Here is a 19,862-nt window from a genome sequence, read left to right as displayed (position 1 = left end):
TTATCCCTTGCGGGTAAACGCCAGAACTCGCTCGTCGGCCACCGGCACCAGTTGCGGGTGCTGCCAACCGGCTACTTCGCCCACGCCCACGACCAGCAGGCCACCCGGCGCCAGGCTTTCGGCCAGGCGATTGAGGATGTCGCGGCGACGCCAGCGGCGGAAATAGATCAGCAAGTTCTGACAGAAAATCACATCCATGCCGGACATCGGCGCCTTGGCCAGTTCCAACACATTGAGCTTGGCGCAGCACACACGCGCGGCCAGGCTCGGTACCACCTTGAAGCGTCCATCGGCCTGGGCGAGAAAGTAGCGCTCGCGCAGCTCGTCACTCACCTGCTCCAGGCGTCGCGCCGAGTAGCACGCCTCGCGTGCCTTGCTCAGTGCGCCCTGACTGATATCCGTACCGGTCACCGCGAAGTGTTCGGGCAACTCGCTGCCTTGCAGAACCTCCGCGGCCTGAATCGCCAGCGAGTAAGGCTCTTCGCCACTGGAGCAACCCACGCTCCAAAACTCCCAGGGCTTGCCCAGGCCCGCTTCCAGCCGCTCCTGCAGGTATTGCGAGAGCACCTCGAAGGACGGAGGGTGACGGAAGAAGCGGGTTTCCTGCACGGTCAGACGATCCAGCAGGGTCGACCACTCCACCGCGCCACGCGGCCCGTCGGTGACCTGACGGTAGTAGCTGGCGTAATCCGTAACGCCCAGTTCGCGCATGCGCGCACTCAGATTGGTCTGCAGAAAGGCGCGCCGCTGCTCGCTGATCACCACACCGGTACGCGCCTCGAGCAGCGTCTGCCAGTCGTGAAAATCGGCTTGCGACATATCGGCCACCGGGCGCAATGCCCAAACGCCCGCTGACTGCATACCTTCGCCCTGAGTCATGGCTGTGTAGCGAAGGCTGCCGCCAGCCTCCGCACTCCTTTATCAGGCGTCTGGCAGGGTGAAGCCGGACACCGACTTGCGCATCTCACTGGCCATCTTGGCCAGGTTACCAATGCTCTTGGCGGTGGCGGTGGTACCCGAGGACGTCTGCGAGGTGATCTCCTGGATCACGTTCATGGTGTTGGAAATGTGGCCGGCCGAAGAGGCCTGCTGACGGGCGGCGTTAGAAATGTTCTGGATGAGAGCCGCGAGGGTTTTCGATACCTTCTCGATCTCTTCCAGTGCCACACCGGCGTCCTGCGCCAGGCGAGCACCGCGAACCACTTCGGAAGTCGTCTGCTCCATGGAGATAACGGCTTCGTTGGTGTCGGTCTGAATGGTTTTTACCAGCGCCTCGATCTGCTTGGTCGCCGCCGAGGAACGTTCTGCGAGGCGTTGTACCTCGTCCGCTACCACGGCGAAGCCGCGGCCCGCATCACCGGCCATGGACGCCTGGATCGCGGCGTTCAGTGCGAGGATGTTGGTCTGGTCGGCAATGTCGTTAATCAGGCTAACGATGTCACCGATCTCCTGGGACGATTCACCGAGGCGTTTGATCCGCTTCGAGGTGTCCTGGATCTGCTCACGGATGTTATCCATGCCGGTGATGGTGTTGTGTACGACTTCGTTGCCCTTGTTGGCGATGGCTACGGAACGTTCCGCTACCGCGGAGGATTCCGAGGCGTTCGCCGATACCTGGTCAATCGACACGGCCATCTCGTTGATCGCTGCGGAGGCACCGGCAATTTCCTGCGCCTGGTGCTCGGAAGCTTCGGCCAGGTGCATCGCCGTGGCCTGGGTTTCCTGCGCAGCACCGGCTACCTGAACGGCGGTCAGGTTGATGGTGGCTACCAGGTCACGCAGCTGGTCGATGGAGTAGTTGATGGAGTCGGCGATGGCACCGGTGAAGTCTTCGGTTACCGTCGCGGCCACGGTCAGGTCACCGTCGGCGAGGTCGGCGATTTCGTCGAGCAGACGCAGAATCGCCGCCTGGTTACGTTCGTTCTTCTCGGCAGTCTCGGCCAGACGACGGTTGGTCTCACGCACCATCACCAGACCGATGAGGATGATCGAACCCAGCGCCAGGGCACCCAGCACGTAGCCGAACAGGGTATTGATGGCACGGCCCGAGGCCAGGTCTTCGAAACCGACAGCCAGTTCGGACGCCTTGTCCAGCAGGGTCTGCGAAACGGTGAAGATGGAGCTGGCCGATTCACGCACCTGGAACAGTTCCGGCGAGGTCTCGAGAATCTCGTCCACCGAACCGGATACGAATTCGAACAGCTCGGAAATCTCGGCCAGACGCTCGAGAGCCTCCTCGTCGGTCACCTGGCTGATTTCCATCGCCGCGTTGCCTTCGAGCATGGCGGCCAGTACGCGACCGAACAGGCTGGCATCACGACCAAACATGTCGGCGGCCTGTACCGAGTCTTCGTCACCGGCCAGTACCTTGTTCACCGAGCCGAGAATACGTTCGGCCAGCAGCGACTGACGCTGGGCCACAGAGACCTGGGCAGCCGGTGCACCGCTTTCCAGCAGGATGTCGACCACTTCTTCGTACTCGACCTGCAATTGCGGAATGGTTTCCGCCAGGGTGGCGGCTACCTGGTGCAGCGACAGTACGGTCTGCTCACTGGCAATAATGGCGTCTGTGTTCTGCCGCAGGCTGTCCCAGTCCTGCTGCACCGCAGCCATCTGCGCTTGCACCGAAGCAGGTGCCGGGGGCAAGCCGGTATTGGCATCACCATCGGTCAGGTAGCTCCAGCGCCGCTGGAAGTCGTTACGCGCGGCACGCAGCAGGCCGAATGCCTCTGCCTTGCCCGCCGCAGCCTCAGTGGCGTTGTTGGCGATACGCTGGGACAGTACGCGCAGCTCACCGGAGTGGCTGATGTACTCGGTATCGTAGTTGGACTGGGTGTTGATGTAGGCGAAGTTCGCGAACAACAGCACGATGGAGACGATAAGCACGACGAACAGCGCCGCGATCAGCGTGCTGCTGCGTGCTCCGACCAACAAATTACCTGCATTGAATTTTTTCATTTTCTGGCCCCCGCCTGGACCGACCGCACTACGGTTCCCATGTAACGCCAAAGAGCCGGCAAAGCCGGCCCAACCGAAAATCTACTGATAGGACACATCGAGAAAGCCCGGATTGGTGGCCAGCGCATGAGGGCTGAACACCAACCAGGGTTGTTCTCGTTGAAAGACTCCGTGGATAAACGGCGCAATGCTCGCCTCGAGAGGCGGCAGTTGTTCTGAAAATGCATCCACCGGAAAATGTTGCATGCCGAAAACCTCGTCGACGGTAAGGCCAGCGAAGATCTCCTGGTGGTCCACCACCAGCACTCGCCGCAGCTTGCGCAGCGGCGACAGTTCGTTACCGAAGAACCCGCACAGGTCCATGATCGGCAGCAGGCGGCCACGCACGTTGGCCACCCCTTTGACCCAGCCCTTCACACCCGGCAGCAGGGTGTAGCGCGGCTCGTGCAGCACCTCTCCCACTTCCCCCATCGGCGCGACGAAGAATCGCTCGCCCATGCGAAAGCCGATACCGCTCCAGCTCTGCACCGCCGCCTGTTGCGACGGCAGGCCAGCCGCCAGGACCCGGCAACGCTGGTCAATCTCAAGGAGAATCTGGAAAGGAGTCTGCGCGGACATGCCAGCCTTGGCCTTCTTTTTATTTAGTACACGGACAGCACGGCATCAGCCGGCCAGTACCGCATTGAGGGTCTTCAGCAAGGTATCTTCGTCGATCGGCTTGGTCAGGTAGTCCTTGGCGCCTTGGCGCTTGCCCCAGACCTTGTCGGTTTCCTGATCCTTGGTGGTGACGATGATCACCGGGATGTGGCTGGTCTCGGCGTCCTTGGTCAGCTGACGGGTCGCCTGAAAGCCGTTGAGGCCGGGCATGACGATGTCCATCAGCACCGCGTCGGGCTTTTCCTGGCGAGCAAGAGCCACGCCGTCAGCGCCGTTTTCCGCCTTGAGTACCTGATGCCCATGTTTTTCCAGCATGGCGGTCAGCTTGTACATCTCGGTCGGGGAGTCATCAACAATCAGAATTCGAGCCATGGTGTTTCCCAATACAGAAGTGGCGTACGGCGGTCAGGCCGGAACGTCAGGAAGCTTGTTCCACCGGGGTGAAGTCGGGCACGTGAGCCTTGATGGCACCGAGCAGCTCTTCCTTGCTGAAAGGCTTGGTCAGGTACTGATCGGAGCCGACGATACGCCCCTTGGCCTTGTCGAACAGACCGTCCTTGGAGGACAGCATGATCACTGGCGTGGACTTGAAAGCACTGTTGTTCTTGATCAGGGCACAGGTCTGATACCCATCGAGACGCGGCATCATGATGTCAACAAAGATGATACTGGGATGCGTGTCGGCAATCTTGGCCAGGGCATCGAAGCCATCGACCGCGGTGATGACATCACAACCCACTTTTTTCAGCAGAGTTTCAGCGGTGCGACGAATCGTTTTCGAATCGTCGATCACCATCACTTTCAAACCCTCGGTATGCTGTTCCATGTTCGCCCTACCATCGCCTCGGTGAGTCGTTATATTCGCGTTATCAGTATGCCTGAGGCCCAGTCTTCGATGGGGCTTGACCCAATCGTCGGGCCTTTTTAGCACACTCTCCAGATGCAATCTATAAGCCTGCCAGGGCAGCTCCACCCTTGACCGCGCGGCCTGGCCGGCGCCACCCTGACAGCCATTGTTCGGCGCGGCCAGCCCGGCCTTCGCCCTTATCCCACGGAGTTTATCCCCCATGAGCCTTCGCCTCGGGATCGTCATGGATCCTATCGCCAGCATTTCCTTCAAGAAGGACAGCTCGCTGGCCATGTTGCTGGCCGCTCAAGCACGCGGCTGGTCGCTGTTCTACATGGAGCAGCAGGATCTCTATCAGGTTCGTGGCCAGGCCCGTGCCCGCCTGCGTTCTCTGGAAGTGTTCAATGATCCGCAGCGCTGGTTCACCCTTGGTACGGAACAGGACACGCCGCTCGCCGAACTGGACGTGATCCTGATGCGCAAGGACCCGCCCTTCGATAACGAATTCGTCTACTCCACCTACCTGCTTGAGCAGGCCGAGAACGACGGCGTACTGGTGGTCAATCGGCCGCAGAGTCTGCGCGACTGCAATGAAAAGTTCTTCGCCACCCAGTTTCCCCAATACACACCAGCGACTCTGGTAAGCCGGCGTCCCGACATTGTGCGCCAGTTTGCCGATGAGCACCGTGACATCATTCTCAAACCCCTTGATGGTATGGGCGGATCGCAGATATTTCGCCACCGCGAAGGCGACCCGAATCTCTCGGTGATTCTGGAAACCCTGACCCTGCACGGCCACCAGCAGATCATGGCGCAGGCCTACCTGCCAGCTATCAAGGACGGCGACAAACGCATCCTGATGATAGACGGGGAGCCGGTACCCTATTGCCTGGCACGCATTCCGGCTGCTGGAGAGACCCGCGGCAACCTGGCCGCCGGCGGCCGCGGCGAGGCGCGCCCGCTGACCGAGCGCGATCGCGAAATTGCCGCAGCAGTCGGGCCTACCCTGCGCGAAAAGGGCCTGATCTTCGTCGGGCTCGACGTGATCGGTGAGCACCTGACAGAAATCAACGTCACCAGCCCGACCTGTATCCGCGAAATAGATGCCGCATTCGACACCCGTATCGGCGAACAACTGATGGACTGCATTGCGCGCAAACGTGGGTTAAAAGCTTGACGCAGGTGGCAGCCTGGCGCCCGCAACTTGCAGGCGCCTACTGCTACCCGGCAGACTGCGCGACATTCGAAAGCAGACCCGATACGCGATGAACGCAGCAGCCTCCCCACCGACCATCTCCTCCGCCAACGCCCGACCGGCGGACCGCCTGGGATTTACCCTGTTTCTCGCGGCAGCACTGCACGCGGCACTGATCCTCGGCGTCGGCTTCACCCTGGAGTCGCCGCCGGAAATCAGCAAGACGCTGGAAATCACCCTGTCCACCTTCAAGAGCGAAGAGAAGCCCAAGGAAGCGGACTTCCTGGCACAGGACAACCAGCAGGGCAGCGGCACGCTGGAACACACTGCAGCACCCAAGACCACCGAACAGGCGCCCTTTCAGGACAGCGAGGTGCGCAAGGTCACACCACCCGCCACCCCGCAGCAGCCTGCCACCAGACAGGAAGCGCCCAAGGCTGCCGTCGCAACACGCGCACCGCAGCAGCAGAAAACCCCGGTCAAACGCGAAGAAGCCAAGCCGGTACCAGAAACGCGCCCGGCGCCGGTATTCGACTCGGCCCAGCTCTCGGCAGAAATCGCCAGCCTGGAAGCCGAGCTGGCCCAGGAAGTTCAGCAGTACGCCAAACGCCCGAAGATCCACCGCCTCAACGCCGCCTCAACCATGCGCGACAAAGGCGCCTGGTACAAAGACGAATGGCGCAAGAAAGTCGAACGCATCGGCAACCTCAACTACCCCGACGACGCTCGTCGCCAACGTATATACGGTAGCCTGCGCCTGTTGGTATCGATCAACCGTGATGGCTCGCTGTACGAGGTACAGGTGCTGGAGTCTTCCGGCCAGGCCGTGCTCGACCAGGCCGCACAACGCATCGTGCGCCTGGCCGCGCCCTATGCACCCTTCACCGGCGACCTGGCCGATATCGACCGCCTGGAAATCATCCGCACCTGGCGCTTCGAGCGCGGTGATCGGCTGTCGAGTAATTAGCCAACCCTGATCATCGGTGCGCACTGCGCCCCCTGCGAAGTGGCGCCAGCAGCCTGGATGAGATCCGGCAAAGCGCTGCTCACGCTTGTAGCTTGCCGCCTGTCGTTCCAAACTAGGCGTCATGAAGAAATCAGCCCCCACTTCGCTCAAGCACCACTTCCTGATTGCCATGCCGCACATGGCCGATCCGCACTTCGCGCAGACCGTCACCTACCTGGTCGAACACAACGAGCAAGGTGCGATGGGCCTGGTCATCAACAAGCCCAATGGCCTGAATCTGGCTGACGTGCTCGAACAACTGCGCCCTGACGAAGAGCCGGCGGCGCTGTGCCACAGCCTGCCGATCTTCGCCGGAGGCCCGGTACAGACCGACCGCGGTTTCGTCCTGCACCCCGCTGGTCCGCAGTTCCAGGCGACCCTGGAGCTGGGCGAGCTGGGCCTCTCCACCTCGCAAGACGTATTGTTCGCCATCGCCGACGGAAGCGGCCCGGATCGCTACCTGATCACCCTTGGCTACGCCGGCTGGGATGCCGGGCAACTGGAAGCCGAACTGGCCGACAATGCCTGGCTGACCTGCCCCGCCGACAGCAACATTCTTTTCGACCTGCCGTTCGACCAGCGTCTTAACGCCGCCGCCGCACGCCTGGGCGTCAATCTCAGCCTGCTGACCTCGCAGGTCGGGCACGCCTGATGAGCGACAAGCCATTGCGCCTGCTGCTGGGTTTCGACTATGGCACCAAGCAGATCGGCGTCGCCGTCGGCCAGGTGATCACCGGCCAGGCCCGTGAGCTGTGCGTGCTCAAGGCACAGAACGGCGTACCGGACTGGAACCGCGTCGAAGCGCTGATCAAGGAGTGGCAGCCGGATGCCGTGGTAGTTGGCCTGCCGCTGAACATGGACGGCACGCCCAGCGAGATGAGCGCCCGCGCCGAGAAATTCGCCCGCCGCCTCAACGGCCGCTTCAACCTGCCGGCCTACACCCACGACGAACGCCTGACCACCTTCGAGGCCAAAGGCCAACGCCTGCGCGAAGGCCAGAGTGGCGGCTATCGCGAGCGCCCGGTCGACGCCATTGCTGCAGCTCTGCTCCTTCAGGGCTGGCTAGAGGAAAACTGCACGGGCTGAGCGAGTCGGCCCGCATCAAGGAGTTTCGCCATGCTACCGAACCCCAACGACCTGCTGCCGGCCATGGCCAGCGCCCTGACCCAGCATCTGAACCATCGCCAGATCAGCGAGCCGCGCTTCATCGGCATCCGTACCGGCGGCGTCTGGGTTGCCCAGGCCCTGCTTGCCGCCCTGGGGCGCGATGACGCACTGGGCATCCTCGACGTGTCCTTCTACCGCGACGACTTCACCCAGAACGGCCTGCACCCGCAGGTGCAGCCGTCCGAACTGCCGTTCGAGATCGAAGGCCAGCATCTGGTGCTGATCGACGACGTGCTGATGAGCGGGCGCACCATCCGCGCCGCATTGAACGAACTGTTCGACTACGGCCGCCCGGCCAGCGTGACCATGGTCAGCCTGCTCGACCTGGGCGCCCGCGAGTTGCCGATCCGCCCGGATGTGGTCGGCGCTACCCTGTCGCTGGCCGCCAACGAGCGGGTAAAATTGTCCGGCCCCACGCCGCTGACCCTCGAACTCCAGACGCTCGCCAACTGAGACTCCCCGCGATGACGCCACTCGCCGCCAAGCGCCCGCTGCAGCTGAACGACCAAGGTCAACTGCGCCACTTCCTCTCACTCGACGGCCTGCCCCGCGAGCTGTTGACCGAAATCCTCGACACCGCCGACTCCTTTCTCGAAGTCGGCGCACGCGCAGTGAAGAAAGTCCCGCTGCTGCGCGGCAAGACCGTGTGCAACGTGTTCTTCGAGAACTCCACGCGCACCCGTACCACCTTCGAGCTGGCCGCCCAGCGCCTGTCGGCCGACGTCATCAGCCTCAACGTGTCGACCAGCTCCACCAGCAAGGGCGAGACGCTGTTCGACACCCTGCGCAACCTCGAGGCCATGGCCGCCGACATCTTCGTCGTGCGCCATGCCGACTCCGGCGCCGCGCACTTCATCGCCGAGCACGTGTGCCCGAATCTGGCGATCATCAACGGTGGCGACGGCCGCCACGCGCACCCGACCCAGGGCATGCTCGACATGCTCACCATCCGCCGCCACAAGGGCGACTTCGAGAATCTGTCGGTGGCCATCGTCGGCGACATCCTGCACTCGCGGGTGGCGCGCTCGAACATGCTGGCCCTGAAGACCCTGGGTTGCCCGGATATCCGCGTGATCGCGCCGAAGACCCTGCTGCCCATCGGCCTGGAACAAAGCTACGGCGTACGCGTGTTCAGCGACGCCAACGAAGGCCTCAAGGACGTCGACGTGGTGATCATGCTGCGCCTGCAGCGCGAGCGCATGCAGGGCGGTCTGCTGCCCAGCGAAGGCGAGTTCTACCGCCTGTTCGGCCTCACCGAGCAGCGCCTGAAGCTGGCCAAGCCCGATGCCCTGGTGATGCACCCGGGCCCGATCAACCGCGGCGTGGAGATCGAGTCGGCGGTGGCCGACGGCCCGCAATCGGTGATCCTCAACCAGGTCACCTACGGCATCGCCATCCGCATGGCCGTGCTGTCGATGGCCATGAGCGGGCAGAACGCCCAACGTCAACTCAACGCCGAGGAGGCCAACTGATGCGTACCGCAATCCTCGGCGCCCGCGTGATCGACCCGGCCAGCGGCCTGGATCAGGTCACTGACCTCTATATAGATGGCGGCAAGCTGGTGGCCACTGGTCATGCCCCCTCTGGCTTTGCCGCCGACCAGACCCTCGACGCCCAAGGCCTGATCGCCGCGCCCGGCCTGGTCGACCTGTCGGTGGCCCTGCGCGAACCCGGCTATAGCCGCAAGGGCAGCATCGCCACGGAAACCCTGGCCGCAGCGGCCGGTGGTGTCACCAGCCTGTGCTGCCCACCGTTCACCAAGCCGGTGCTGGATACCTCAGCGGTGGCCGAGCTGATTCTCGACCGCGCCCGTGAAGCCGGGCACACCAAGGTCTTCCCCATCGGCGCGCTGAGCAAGGGCCTGGCCGGCGAACAGCTGGCCGAGCTGGTCGCCCTGCGCGATGCCGGCTGCGTCGCCTTCGGCAATGGCCTGGATAACTTCCGCAGCAGCCGCACCCTGCGTCGCGCCCTGGAGTATGCGGCCACCTTCGACCTGCAGGTGATCTTCCATTCGCAGGACTTTGATCTGGCCGAAGGCGGTCTCGCGCATGAGGGTCCGACCGCCAGCTTCCTCGGCCTGGCCGGCATCCCGGAAACCGCCGAAACCGTAGCCCTGGCCCGCGACCTGCTGCTGGTGGAACAGAGCGGCGTACGCGCGCACTTCAGCCAGATCACCAGCGCCCGTGGCGCCGAGCTGATCGCAGCCGCCCAGGCCCGTGGCCTGCCGGTGACTGCTGACGTGGCGCTGTACCAGCTGATCCTCACCGACGAGGCGCTGATCGATTTTTCCAGCCTGTATCACGTGCAGCCCCCGCTGCGCTCGCGTGCCGACCGCGATGGTCTTCGCGAGGCAGTGAAGACCGGGGTTATCTCGGCCATCGCCAGCCACCACCAGCCCCACGAACGCGATGCCAAGCTGGCGCCCTTCGCCGCCACCGAGCCGGGCATCAGCAGCGTGCAATTGCTGCTACCGCTGGCGCTTAGCCTGGTGCAGGACGGCCTGCTCGATCTGCCGACGCTGCTGGCACGCCTGACCAATGGCCCGGCCGCCGCACTGCGTCTGCCGGCCGGCTCGCTGCGCGTCGGCGGCGCTGCCGATATCGTCTTGTTCGACCCGCAGGCCTCCACCGTCGCCGGTGAGCAGTGGTACTCCAAGGGCAGCAACTGCCCCTTTATCGGCCATTGTCTGCCCGGTGCGGTGCGCTACACGCTGGTCGACGGGCATATCAGCTACCAGGGCTGAGCCGACACAAGCCCGCCAGCCGGCGGGCTTGCCAGCAGGGTGTCGCGAGGCCGCCTAGGCCATGCGCACCAGCCTTCAGAAAACAGCGGTGCGCACAGCGCACCCTACCCCCGATCCATTGCCCCGCTAACGCCCGCCCATCCGCGACACACCTCACTCTCGCCACGACATTGGACGAATGAGTGACTCGACGGTCATGATCCACGTCAGGTTAGGCAGCCGAAATTTTCCAAATGCCACCGCCTTATGACCCTGCTCGCGCCCAGAGGCGCCGGCCTGGCGTCGCGCTGGCCTTGTTCAGGAGCTTTTGATTTATGTCGCGCTTACCTGTGATCGTGGGTTTTGGGGGTTACAACGCAGCCGGGCGCAGCTCCTTCCACCATGGCTTCCGGCGCACCGTGCAGGAGTCGCTGGAACCCCAGGCGCGCCAGGAAACCCTGGCCGGGCTGGCGCAGATGATGAAGCTGGTGCGCGTGGTCGACGGCCAGTACCGCGATCAGGACGGTCAAGCACTCAGTCTGGCGGAGATCGAAAGCCGCTACGCCAAGGAGATTCTGGCCGGCACCCTGGTGCGCCGCCTAGAGAAGCAGCACCTGGACCCGGACGCGGCCCACTGGCAGAAGAGCATCAGCGTCGCCCCCATCAATGGCGCCAGCCTGAGCTTCATCACCCAGCGCAAGCAATTGCCCGAGCCACTGCCGGCCAACTGGTCGGTCGAAGAGCTCGAAGGCAACGAAGTACGCGTCACCCTGCATGACAGCTGCGAGTTCAAGGTGGACAGCTATCGCCCGCTGGCAGTGAAATCCGCCGGCCAGTTGCCCACCGGCTTCGAGCCGAGCGAGCTGTACAATTCGCGCTTCCACCCGCGCGGCCTGGCCATGACCGTCGTCGGCGTCACCGACGCCCTGCGTTCGGTCGGCATCGACTGGCAGCGCATCGTTCAACATGTCGCCCCGGACGAAATCGCCGTGTTCGCCAGCTGCATCATGAGCCAGCTCGACGAGAACGGCTTCGGCGGCATGATGCAGTCGCGCCTCAAGGGTGGCCGCGTTACCGCCAAGCAACTGGCCCTGGGCCTGAACACCATGCCGGCGGACTTCATCAACGCCTACGTGCTCGGCAGCGTCGGCACCACCGGCAGTATCACCGGTGCCTGCGCCACCTTCCTCTACAACCTGCAAAAGGGCATCGAGCAGATCGCTTCGGGCAAGGCCCGTGTGGTGATCGTTGGCAGCAGCGAGGCGCCGATCAACCAGGAATGCATCGAGGGCTACGGCGCCATGGGCGCGCTGGCCACCGAAGAAGGCCTGCGCCAGATCGAGGGCAAGAGCGAGGTGGACTTCCGCCGCGCCAGCCGTCCGTTCGGCGACAACTGCGGCTTCACCCTGGCCGAGGCCTGTCAGTTCGTGGTGCTGATGGACGACGAGCTGGCCCTGGAACTGGGTGCCGACATCCACGGCGCGGTGCCGGATGTGTTCATCAACGCCGATGGCTTCAAGAAATCCATCTCCGCCCCCGGCCCGGGCAACTACCTGACCGTGGCCAAGGCCGTGGCCAGCGCCGTGCAGCTGCTCGGCCTGGACGCCGTGCGTAGCCGCAGCTTCGTCCACGCCCATGGTTCCAGCACCCCGGCCAACCGCGTCACCGAGTCGGAGATTCTCGACCGCGTCGCGGCGGCCTTCGGTATCGAGCAATGGCCGATCACGGCAGTGAAGGCCTTCGTCGGCCATTCCCTGGCCACCGCCAGCGGCGACCAGGTGATCGCAGCCCTCGGCGCCTTCAAGTACGGCATCGTGCCGGGTCTGAAGACCATCGACGCCGTCGCCGGCGACGTGCATCAGGATCACCTGAGCCTGTCCACCGAAGACCGCAAGGTGGGTGAGCAGGCGCTGGACGTGGCCTTCATCAACTCCAAGGGCTTCGGCGGCAACAACGCCAGCGCCCTGGTGCTGGCCCCGCACGTGACCGAACGCATGCTGCGCAAACGCCACGGCCAGGCCGCCTTCGACGCCTACCTGGCGCGCCGCGAGAGCACCCGTGCCGCCGCTGCCGCGTACGATCAGCTTGCCCTGCAGGGCAAGCTGGACATCATCTACAACTTCGGCAACGACATGATCGACGACCAGGCGATCTCCATCACCACCGAAGAAGTGAAGGTGCCGGGCTTCGACCAGCCGCTGGTGTTCAAGAAGGACGCGCGCTACAGCGATATGCTCGATTGAGGTTTACGCAGATCCTGTAGGGTGCGCTGTGCGCACCAGCACTATTCCGGGCAGCTCTCGGTGCGCACAGCGCACCCTACAGGCCGCTGGCCAGTTCGATCAGCTCGCCACGCCACTCGGCGGCAGCCGGCAAGGCCAGGAACGAGGGGTTGAGGAAGGATTCGCGCGCCTCGTAGGTCAGCACTTCGCCTGCCAGGTTCAACACCTCGCCTCCGGCCCCTTCCAGCACGCCCTGCGCCGCAGCGGTGTCCCATTGCGAGGTGGGCGCCAGGCGCGGATAGCAGTCGGCATTGCCTTCGGCCAGCAGGCAGAACTTCAGCGAACTGCCGATATTGGCCAGCGCCGGCTCGCCGAAACGGGCGGCCAAGCCTGCCAGTAGGGTTTCCTGCGCAGGGCTGGAATGGCGCTTGCTGGCCACCAGCGTGAAGCCCTGCGCAGGCGCCAGGCGCATGCGAATCGGTTGTTCATCACCCGACACATCGCTGCGCCAGGCACCCAAACCGGCGCCGCCGTAGTAGCAGCGCCCGCTGGCAGGAATGCCAACCACACCGAAAACCACACGGCCACGCTCGATCAAGGCGACATTGACCGTGAACTCTTCGGAGCCGGCGATGAATTCCTTGGTGCCATCGAGCGGATCGACCAGCCACCAGCGCGTCCAGGCGGCGCGCTCGGCCAGCGGGATATCAGCGGCCTCCTCCGACAGCACCGGCACCTCCGGTGCCAGCGCCTGCAGGCCATCGAGCAGGATATGGTGCGCGGCCAGGTCGGCAGCGGTCACCGGCGAGGCATCGGCCTTCTCCGTCACTGCCACACCGCTGCGCCAGTACGGTAGCGTCGCCGCGCCCGCCGCACGAACCAGTTCGATCACTTGGGGCATAAAGGGATGACTCACGGGCAGAACTCCCCGCGCTGGGTCAGCAGATCACGCACCAGGTACAGCGCCGCCAGCGCACGGCCTTCGCTGAACTGTTCGTGCTGGGCCAAACTGGATAGCTCGCGCAGGCTGATGCGGTCGACCCGCATCGGCTCGGGCTCATCCCCCGGTAGGCGCTCCTCGTAAAGGTTGCGCGCCAGCACCACCTGAATCTTCTGGCTCATGTAACCGGGCGACAGACTCAGCTCGGTGATGTACTCCAGCTCGTGCGCGCCGAAACCGGCCTCTTCCTTGAGCTCGCGGTTGGCGGCGACCAGCACGTCCTCACCCGGTTCGATCAGGCCCTTGGGCAACGACAGCTGGTAGTCATCGGTGCCGCCGCAGTACTCCTCGATCAACACCGCGTGCTCGGCATCGAGCATCGCCACCACCATCACCGCACCGTAGCCCGAACCCTTGCCGACCAGTCGCTCATAGGTGCGCTCCGTGCCGTTGGAGAAGCGCAACTGCACTTCCTCGACACGAAACAGACGGCTGCTGGCGACAATCTCGCGAGCGAGAACCGTGGGTTTTTGGCGCATGAGGCGACTCCTTGGCGGGACCGAGCGGGTTATCATACAGCGGCTTTCGCCATTATCCGTGGCCGAGATTGCATCAAGGCGAAACAGGCCACGGATCGATTGTTCCCGATCAGAGAGATGCGCATGCCCGTACTACCCTGGCAGCAGATCGACACCGTCCTGCTGGACATGGACGGCACGTTGCTCGACCTGCACTTCGACAACCACTTCTGGCTCACCCACCTGCCGCAGCGCTACGCCGAGCACCATGGCGTCAGCCTGGCGCTGGCTCAGGCCGAACTGCTGCCGCTGTTTCGCCAGCATGCCGGTACGCTGAACTGGTACTGCACGGACTTCTGGAGCCGCGAGCTGCGCCTGTCGATCCGTGACCTCAAGCGCGAGGTCGCGCACCTGATCGCCCTGCGCGCGGATGCCGAGCTGTTTCTGCGCGCCCTGCGAGAAGCGGGCAAGCGCGTGGTGCTGATCACCAACGCGCACCGCGATTCGCTGTCGCTGAAGCTGGAACGCGTCGAGCTGGCGCCCTGGTTCGAGCGCCTGATCAGCTCTCACGACTACGGCTTTCCCAAGGAGGACCAGCAGTTCTGGTTCGCCCTGCGCCAGGACGTCGATTTCGACCCCGCGCGCAGCCTGTTCATCGACGACAGCCTGCCGATCCTGCGCAGCGCCGGCCGGTTCGGTGTTGCCCATCTGCTCGCCGTGCGCCAGCCAGACAGCCATGCCGGGCCTAAAAATACCGAGGAGTTCGCCGCAGTGGAGGACTACCGGGAGTTGGTACAGGAACTATCTGCGACGTCCTCGTTGTAGGAGCCGGCTTGCCGGCGATCCCGGATGACGATGATCGCCGGCAAGGCCAAGCGCCCCCGCAGTACCTAAGCGCGGGTTTATTCGGGAATGCGCAATACCTGCCCCGAGTAGATCTTGTCCGGGTGACTGAGCATCGGCTTGTTGGCCTCGAATATCTTCATGTAGGCATTGGCATTGCCGTATTCGGCCTTGGCGATGGCGCTCAGCGTGTCGCCCTTCTTCACCGTAACGAAGCGCGCTGCGGGGGCGGGCGTGGTCACGCTGATCTGGTCATCGACTTCACCGACACCGGCAACGTTGCCCAGCGCCAGGAGGATCTTTTCCTTCTCTTCCTGGCTGGCCACTTCGCCACGGGCGATGACCTTGTCACCTTCGACACTGACCTCGATGTTCGGGTTACCCAGGCCAACCTTGGTAACGTGGTCCTTGAGTGATTCGGCGGCCTGCGCCTCCTGACCCACCAGCGACTCCCAGAGCTTGACCCCGGCGTCTTTGACAAAGGCAAACAGACTCATGGCGATTCCTCTCGTTCCTTGTGAATGACCGGGCAAAGCCCCCGGAGACCAAAGTCTAGTTCAGGAAACACCCCTGATTAGCATTCGCGCATTAGAATCCGAGCAAACCAGGAGCCCCCATGGACATAAAGCAGCTGAAATTTCTCGTCGCCCTCGACGAGACCCGCCACTTCGGTCAGGCCGCTGCACGCTGCCACGTGACCCAGCCGACGCTGTCCATGCGCCTGCGCCAGTTGGAAGACGAACTGGGACTGGAGCTGGTGCGCCGCGGACAACGTTTCGAGGGTTTCAGCGCCGAAGGTGAGCGTATCCTGGCCTGGGCGCGCAGCCTGCTGGCGGCGCAGGATGGCCTGCTCGCCGAGGCAGCTGCCTGCCGTGGGCACCTGGTCGGCACCCTGCGCCTGGGCGTGGTGCCGCTGGCCAGTTTCGACCCGATGCGCCTGATCAGCCTGTTCGCCGAGCGTCACCCCGGGCTGCGCTTCCAACTGCACGCGCTGAGCAGCGATCAGATTCTTGAGGGGCTGGTACGTAATCAGCTCGACCTTGGCCTGTCCTATCTCGACCGACTCGACCGCGAGCACTTCGCCAGCCTGGAGCTGGCCGAAGCACGCATGGGCCTGCTCTACGATCAGCGCCACTTCCACTTCGTCAGCGCCAGCCTGCGCTGGGAACAACTGGCCAACTTGCCCCTGGGCCTGCTCTCCACCGGCATGCACTTTCGCCAGTCCATCGATCACAGCTTCCGTGCGCGCGGCCTCAGCCCACAGGTGCGCCTGGAAGCCGACGCCGTGCACCACCTGACTCAAGCGGTCAGCGCCGGTCTGTGCTGCAGCGTCATGCCGCTGCCGGCCGACGGTGCTCCGACCGACGGTCATCTGCGCCTGCTACCCATCGAGGACGCTCATACCCTGGCACCTCAGGGCCTGATCATGCGTCGTAGCGCCCCTGCCTCACCGCTCGCACAAGCCTGCTTCGAAGAGGCGCGAGAGTGGCTGGTGGACGCTTGATAGATATGCTCGATCAACGTATCAAAGCCAACGATTAGACGCTCCCCGCCCATGGGCCTAGGCTTAGCTGTGTCAATCTGTCACAGAGCGCGCCTCGATGGCCAAGCCAGCCGCCCAGCCGCACATTGCCAGTGCCTACACCTACGCCGAACTCGGTGATGGTCGTGCGCAGCACGCTGCACTGGCCGAAGAATGTGCCCTGGCGATCAGCTACAACGACCTGAACCAGGCCGTGATGATGGTTTCTCCCCATCATCTGGAAGATTTTGCCGTCGGTTTCAGTCTCGGTAACGACCTGATCCAGTCCATCGACGACATCTATGACATCCAGTTGCGCGGCCTCGGTGACAGCCGCGAAGCGCGCCTGCAAGTCAGCAGCCGCGCCTTTTGGGCGCTCAAGCAGCAACGCCGACAAATGGCCGGCACCAGTGGTTGTGGCCTATGCGGTGTGGATGCACTGGAACAGGCGCTACCGGCCCTGACCGCCCTGCCCGGCGCAGCGTTGCCACCACTGGAACACCTGACCGGGCTGCGCGAACGCATCGGTGAACAACAACAACTGGCACGCCACAGCGGCGCGCTGCATGCCGCCCTGTTCATCGACGCCAGCGGCGAGATTCGTCTGTGCCGCGAAGACATCGGCCGCCATAACGCGCTGGACAAGCTGATCGGCGCCATTGCCCGCGAGCGCATCGACACCCGTGGTGGCTTTGCTCTGGTCACCAGTCGCTGCAGCCTGGAGTTACTGCACAAGGCGGTGCGCGCCGGCATCGACACGCTGGTGAGCCTGTCCGCACCCACCGCCCTGACCGTGGACTGGGCGCGGCGCCACCGCCTCAACCTGATCCACCTGCCTCATCACAGCACGCCGCGGGTCTATAGCCCCGCGCCTGACGAAGAAGAACGACCATGAGCCTGCAACCCGTCAATCCCCGTTACAAGCCCTACAAAGGCCCGGCCGCTGGCTGGGGCGCACTGAACGCCGTCACCCGCTTCTGGCTGGACAGCAAACAGCCGTTCAAGAACCTGCGCGCGCTGCTCAAGACCAACCAGAACGGCGGATTCGACTGCCCCGGCTGCGCCTGGGGCGATTCGCCCGAGGACGGTCACATCAAGTTCTGCGAGAACGGCGCCAAGGCGGTCAACTGGGAAGCCACCAAACGTCGTGTCGATCCAGCCTTCTTCGCCCGCTACACGGTCAGCCAACTGCGCGAGCAGAGTGACTACTGGCTCGAGTACCAGGGTCGCCTGACGCATCCGATGCGCTACGACGCCAGCACCGATCGCTATGTGCAGACCAGTTGGGATGACGCCTTCGCCCTGATCGCCGGGCACCTCCAGGCGCTGCCAAGCCCGGATCATGCCGAGTTCTACACCTCCGGCCGCGCCAGCAACGAGGCGGCGTTTCTCTACCAGTTGTTCGTGCGCGCCTACGGCACCAACAACTTCCCCGACTGCTCGAACATGTGCCACGAGGCCAGCGGCGTCGCCCTCGGCCAGAGCGTGGGGATCGGCAAGGGCAGCGTGACCTTCAACGATTTCGAGCATGCCGACGCCATCTTCGTGCTCGGTCAGAACCCTGGCACCAATCACCCGCGCATGCTCGAGCCGCTGCGTGAAGCGGTCAAACGCGGCGCCCAGGTGGTCTGCTTCAACCCGCTGAAGGAGCGTGGTCTGGAACGCTTCCAGCATCCGCAGCACGCGCTGGAGATGCTCACCAACGGCTCCGAGCCACTGAATACCGCGTTCTTCCGTCCGGCGCTGGGCGGCGACATGGCCGCCCTGCGCGGCATCGCCAAGTTCCTCCTGCAGTGGGAGCGCGAAGCGCAGGCCAAGGGCGAACCGGCAGTGTTCGATCATGCCTTCATCGCCGAACACACCGACGGCGTCGAGGCCTATCTGCAGCTGCTCGACGATTGCAGCTGGGAGGCGCTGCAAGCCCAGTCCGGCCTCAGCCTGCTGGAGATCGAACAGGCTGCGCGCATGTATCGCCGCGCCGAACGCGTGATCATCTGCTGGGCCATGGGCATCACCCAGCACCACCACTCGGTGGCCACTATCCAGGAAATCGTCAACCTGCAACTGCTGCGCGGCAACCTCGGCCGCCCCGGCGCCGGCCTGTGCCCGGTGCGCGGCCACAGCAACGTGCAGGGCGACCGTACCATGGGCATCAACGACCGCCCGCCCGTGACGCTGCTCGATGCCATCGAAAAACGCTTCCAGTTCAAGGTGCCGCGCGAGAACGGTCACAACACGGTCGAGGCGATCAACGCCATGGTCGACGGCCAGGCCAAGGTGTTCATCGGCCTCGGCGGCAACTTCGCCCAGGCCACACCGGACAGCCCGCGCACGCACAAGGCGCTGCAGAGCTGCGACCTCACCGTGCAGATCAGCACCAAGCTCAACCGCAGTCACCTCACTGTCGGCCGTGACGCGCTGATCCTGCCGTGCCTTGGCCGTACCGATATCGACCACCAGGCCGGCGGCCCGCAGGCGGTGACGGTGGAAGACTCGTTCAGCATGATCCACGCTTCCTACGGCCAGCTCGAGCCGCTGGCCGGCAGCGAGATGCGCTCGGAGCCGGCCATCGTTGCCGGTATCGCCAAGGCCACCTTGGGCAACCATCCGGTGGACTGGGACGCGCTGATCGCCGACTACGACCGCATCCGCGAGCTGATCGCCGACACCATCCCCGGCTTCCATGACTTCAACCAGCGCGTCGCTCACCCCGGCGGTTTCTACCTCGGCAACTCGGCCGGCGCACGGCAGTGGAAGACCGCGTCCGGCAAGGCCAACTTCAAGGCCAATGCTCTGCTCGCCGACCTGCTGCCCCCGCAGGTACGCGAAAGCGGTGAAACGCCGGATCTGATCCTGCAGACCCTGCGCTCGCACGACCAGTACAACACCACGGTGTACGGCCTCGACGACCGCTACCGGGGTGTGCGCGGCCAGCGCGACGTGCTCTTCGCCAACGAGGCGGACATCCTCCGCCTGGGCTTCAAGCCCGGGCAGAAGGTGGACATCCGCTCGCTGTGGAACGATGGCATCGAGCGTCGCGTCAGCGGCTTCACCCTGCTCGCCTTCGACATCCCGGCCGGCCAGGCCGCGGCCTACTTCCCCGAGGCCAACCCGCTGGTACCGCTGGAAAGTGCTGGTGTCGGCAGCAGCACACCGACTTCGAAGTTCGTCGCCATTCGCCTGCAGGCCGCCAGCGGCGGCAATCTGCTGAGTAGTAGCGCAGCGAGCTGACAGGCGGCCAGGAACCTCCTGCGCAAATCACCGG

Annotated in this window: 20 protein-coding genes; 12 read left to right on the top strand and 8 right to left on the bottom strand. The window is 64.1% G+C overall.

Going from position 1 to position 19,862, the window contains the following annotated elements:
- From BM186_RS03970 to pilG, 5 genes are all read right to left on the bottom strand, one after another.
- On the bottom strand, nt 1-861 hold the full coding sequence (locus tag BM186_RS03970; protein ID WP_072423762.1) for a protein-glutamate O-methyltransferase: 861 nt from the start codon (nt 859-861) through the stop codon (nt 1-3).
- Between the two features lie 60 nt (nt 862-921).
- Entirely contained in the window at nt 922-2,958 is a 2,037-nt protein-coding gene (locus tag BM186_RS03965) for a methyl-accepting chemotaxis protein (RefSeq protein WP_072423455.1), read from the bottom strand.
- A gap of 81 nt (nt 2,959-3,039) precedes the next feature.
- Nucleotides 3,040-3,576, bottom strand: coding sequence for a chemotaxis protein CheW (locus BM186_RS03960; protein WP_074913607.1), 537 nt, complete (start codon nt 3,574-3,576; stop codon nt 3,040-3,042).
- Nucleotides 3,577-3,621: 45 nt separating this feature from the next.
- Complete coding sequence (gene pilH / locus BM186_RS03955; protein ID WP_003458790.1) at nt 3,622-3,987, bottom strand: twitching motility response regulator PilH; 366 nt, start codon at nt 3,985-3,987, stop codon at nt 3,622-3,624.
- 46 nt (nt 3,988-4,033) lie between these two features.
- The gene (gene pilG, locus BM186_RS03950; RefSeq protein WP_017678433.1) at nt 4,034-4,441 is read right to left on the bottom strand and encodes a twitching motility response regulator PilG; all 408 of its coding nucleotides are present in this window, start codon (nt 4,439-4,441) and stop codon (nt 4,034-4,036) included.
- 241 nt (nt 4,442-4,682) lie between these two features.
- On the opposite strand from pilG, the gene gshB reads away from it, so the two are divergent.
- The 8 genes from gshB to BM186_RS03910 all read left to right on the top strand — a co-directional run bounded on the left by gshB (nt 4,683) and on the right by BM186_RS03910 (nt 12,795).
- Nucleotides 4,683-5,639, top strand: coding sequence for a glutathione synthase (gshB, locus tag BM186_RS03945; protein WP_072423456.1), 957 nt, complete (start codon nt 4,683-4,685; stop codon nt 5,637-5,639).
- Between the two features lie 88 nt (nt 5,640-5,727).
- Entirely contained in the window at nt 5,728-6,624 is an 897-nt protein-coding gene (locus BM186_RS03940; protein WP_074913606.1) for an energy transducer TonB, read from the top strand.
- A gap of 121 nt (nt 6,625-6,745) precedes the next feature.
- Nucleotides 6,746-7,315 (top strand): YqgE/AlgH family protein, encoded by a 570-nt coding sequence (locus BM186_RS03935; RefSeq protein ID WP_017678430.1) that lies wholly within the window; start codon nt 6,746-6,748, stop codon nt 7,313-7,315.
- Nucleotides 7,312-7,749: a Holliday junction resolvase RuvX gene (gene ruvX, locus BM186_RS03930; protein ID WP_024306524.1), complete on the top strand. Its 438-nt coding sequence runs from the start codon at nt 7,312-7,314 to the stop codon at nt 7,747-7,749. Before BM186_RS03935 ends, ruvX begins: the two co-directional genes overlap by 4 nt.
- Before the next feature lie 30 nt (nt 7,750-7,779).
- A complete protein-coding gene (gene pyrR, locus BM186_RS03925; protein ID WP_074913605.1) occupies nt 7,780-8,283 on the top strand; it encodes a bifunctional pyr operon transcriptional regulator/uracil phosphoribosyltransferase PyrR in 504 nt (167 codons plus the stop codon).
- A gap of 11 nt (nt 8,284-8,294) precedes the next feature.
- A complete protein-coding gene (locus BM186_RS03920) occupies nt 8,295-9,302 on the top strand; it encodes an aspartate carbamoyltransferase catalytic subunit (RefSeq protein WP_017678427.1) in 1,008 nt (335 codons plus the stop codon).
- Nucleotides 9,302-10,573, top strand: a complete 1,272-nt coding sequence (locus tag BM186_RS03915) for a dihydroorotase (RefSeq protein ID WP_074913604.1) — start codon at nt 9,302-9,304, stop codon at nt 10,571-10,573. Before BM186_RS03920 ends, BM186_RS03915 begins: the two co-directional genes overlap by 1 nt.
- A 314-nt stretch (nt 10,574-10,887) precedes the next feature.
- Nucleotides 10,888-12,795 (top strand): beta-ketoacyl synthase, encoded by a 1,908-nt coding sequence (locus BM186_RS03910; RefSeq protein ID WP_074913603.1) that lies wholly within the window; start codon nt 10,888-10,890, stop codon nt 12,793-12,795.
- 76 nt (nt 12,796-12,871) lie between these two features.
- Here the strand turns inward: BM186_RS03910 and cysQ are convergent, their stop codons facing one another.
- Both cysQ and nudE read right to left on the bottom strand, forming a co-directional pair.
- On the bottom strand, nt 12,872-13,690 hold the full coding sequence (gene cysQ, locus BM186_RS03905; protein ID WP_074913602.1) for a 3'(2'),5'-bisphosphate nucleotidase CysQ: 819 nt from the start codon (nt 13,688-13,690) through the stop codon (nt 12,872-12,874).
- Entirely contained in the window at nt 13,687-14,253 is a 567-nt protein-coding gene (gene nudE / locus BM186_RS03900) for an ADP compounds hydrolase NudE (protein ID WP_017678423.1), read from the bottom strand. Before nudE ends, cysQ begins: the two co-directional genes overlap by 4 nt.
- A gap of 123 nt (nt 14,254-14,376) precedes the next feature.
- Between nudE and yrfG the strand changes: the two genes are divergently transcribed.
- On the top strand, nt 14,377-15,057 hold the full coding sequence (gene yrfG, locus BM186_RS03895) for a GMP/IMP nucleotidase (RefSeq protein WP_074913601.1): 681 nt from the start codon (nt 14,377-14,379) through the stop codon (nt 15,055-15,057).
- A 77-nt stretch (nt 15,058-15,134) separates the two neighbouring features.
- Here the strand turns inward: yrfG and lysM are convergent, their stop codons facing one another.
- Nucleotides 15,135-15,572 (bottom strand): peptidoglycan-binding protein LysM, encoded by a 438-nt coding sequence (gene lysM / locus BM186_RS03890; protein WP_074913600.1) that lies wholly within the window; start codon nt 15,570-15,572, stop codon nt 15,135-15,137.
- Between the two features lie 119 nt (nt 15,573-15,691).
- On the opposite strand from lysM, the gene BM186_RS03885 reads away from it, so the two are divergent.
- From BM186_RS03885 to BM186_RS03875, 3 genes are all read left to right on the top strand, one after another.
- Complete coding sequence (locus BM186_RS03885; protein ID WP_074913599.1) at nt 15,692-16,579, top strand: LysR family transcriptional regulator; 888 nt, start codon at nt 15,692-15,694, stop codon at nt 16,577-16,579.
- A gap of 97 nt (nt 16,580-16,676) precedes the next feature.
- Nucleotides 16,677-17,492: a formate dehydrogenase accessory sulfurtransferase FdhD gene (gene fdhD, locus BM186_RS03880; protein WP_072423465.1), complete on the top strand. Its 816-nt coding sequence runs from the start codon at nt 16,677-16,679 to the stop codon at nt 17,490-17,492.
- The gene (locus BM186_RS03875) at nt 17,489-19,828 is read left to right on the top strand and encodes an FdhF/YdeP family oxidoreductase (protein ID WP_074913598.1); all 2,340 of its coding nucleotides are present in this window, start codon (nt 17,489-17,491) and stop codon (nt 19,826-19,828) included. The genes fdhD and BM186_RS03875 overlap by 4 nt, the downstream gene beginning before the upstream one ends.
- Nucleotides 19,829-19,862 lie beyond the last annotated feature (34 nt).

Source organism: Ectopseudomonas toyotomiensis (genome assembly GCF_900115695.1).
Taxonomy (GTDB): Bacteria; Pseudomonadota; Gammaproteobacteria; order Pseudomonadales; family Pseudomonadaceae; genus Aquipseudomonas; species Aquipseudomonas toyotomiensis.
The sequence above is the reverse complement of the archived record's forward strand: the minus strand, read 5'-3'. Positions and strand labels throughout refer to the sequence as shown.

Excerpts from the sequence above, each read along its gene's own strand:
- BM186_RS03920 (WP_017678427.1), top strand. The coding sequence starts at position 8,295 with ATGACGCCACTCGCCGCCAAGCGCCCGCTGCAGCTGAACGACCAAGGT.
- pyrR (WP_074913605.1), top strand. The coding sequence starts at position 7,780 with ATGCTACCGAACCCCAACGACCTGCTGCCGGCCATGGCCAGCGCCCTG.
- pilH (WP_003458790.1), bottom strand. The coding sequence starts at position 3,987 with ATGGCTCGAATTCTGATTGTTGATGACTCCCCGACCGAGATGTACAAG.
- gshB (WP_072423456.1), top strand. The coding sequence starts at position 4,683 with ATGAGCCTTCGCCTCGGGATCGTCATGGATCCTATCGCCAGCATTTCC.
- BM186_RS03970 (WP_072423762.1), bottom strand. The coding sequence starts at position 861 with ATGCAGTCAGCGGGCGTTTGGGCATTGCGCCCGGTGGCCGATATGTCG.
- yrfG (WP_074913601.1), top strand. The coding sequence starts at position 14,377 with ATGCCCGTACTACCCTGGCAGCAGATCGACACCGTCCTGCTGGACATG.
- BM186_RS03910 (WP_074913603.1), top strand. The coding sequence starts at position 10,888 with ATGTCGCGCTTACCTGTGATCGTGGGTTTTGGGGGTTACAACGCAGCC.
- pilG (WP_017678433.1), bottom strand. The coding sequence starts at position 4,441 with ATGGAACAGCATACCGAGGGTTTGAAAGTGATGGTGATCGACGATTCG.
- BM186_RS03875 (WP_074913598.1), top strand. The coding sequence starts at position 17,489 with ATGAGCCTGCAACCCGTCAATCCCCGTTACAAGCCCTACAAAGGCCCG.
- BM186_RS03960 (WP_074913607.1), bottom strand. The coding sequence starts at position 3,576 with ATGTCCGCGCAGACTCCTTTCCAGATTCTCCTTGAGATTGACCAGCGT.
- BM186_RS03915 (WP_074913604.1), top strand. The coding sequence starts at position 9,302 with ATGCGTACCGCAATCCTCGGCGCCCGCGTGATCGACCCGGCCAGCGGC.
- BM186_RS03965 (WP_072423455.1), bottom strand. The coding sequence starts at position 2,958 with ATGAAAAAATTCAATGCAGGTAATTTGTTGGTCGGAGCACGCAGCAGC.
- BM186_RS03885 (WP_074913599.1), top strand. The coding sequence starts at position 15,692 with ATGGACATAAAGCAGCTGAAATTTCTCGTCGCCCTCGACGAGACCCGC.
- nudE (WP_017678423.1), bottom strand. The coding sequence starts at position 14,253 with ATGCGCCAAAAACCCACGGTTCTCGCTCGCGAGATTGTCGCCAGCAGC.
- fdhD (WP_072423465.1), top strand. The coding sequence starts at position 16,677 with ATGGCCAAGCCAGCCGCCCAGCCGCACATTGCCAGTGCCTACACCTAC.
- BM186_RS03935 (WP_017678430.1), top strand. The coding sequence starts at position 6,746 with ATGAAGAAATCAGCCCCCACTTCGCTCAAGCACCACTTCCTGATTGCC.
- BM186_RS03940 (WP_074913606.1), top strand. The coding sequence starts at position 5,728 with ATGAACGCAGCAGCCTCCCCACCGACCATCTCCTCCGCCAACGCCCGA.
- lysM (WP_074913600.1), bottom strand. The coding sequence starts at position 15,572 with ATGAGTCTGTTTGCCTTTGTCAAAGACGCCGGGGTCAAGCTCTGGGAG.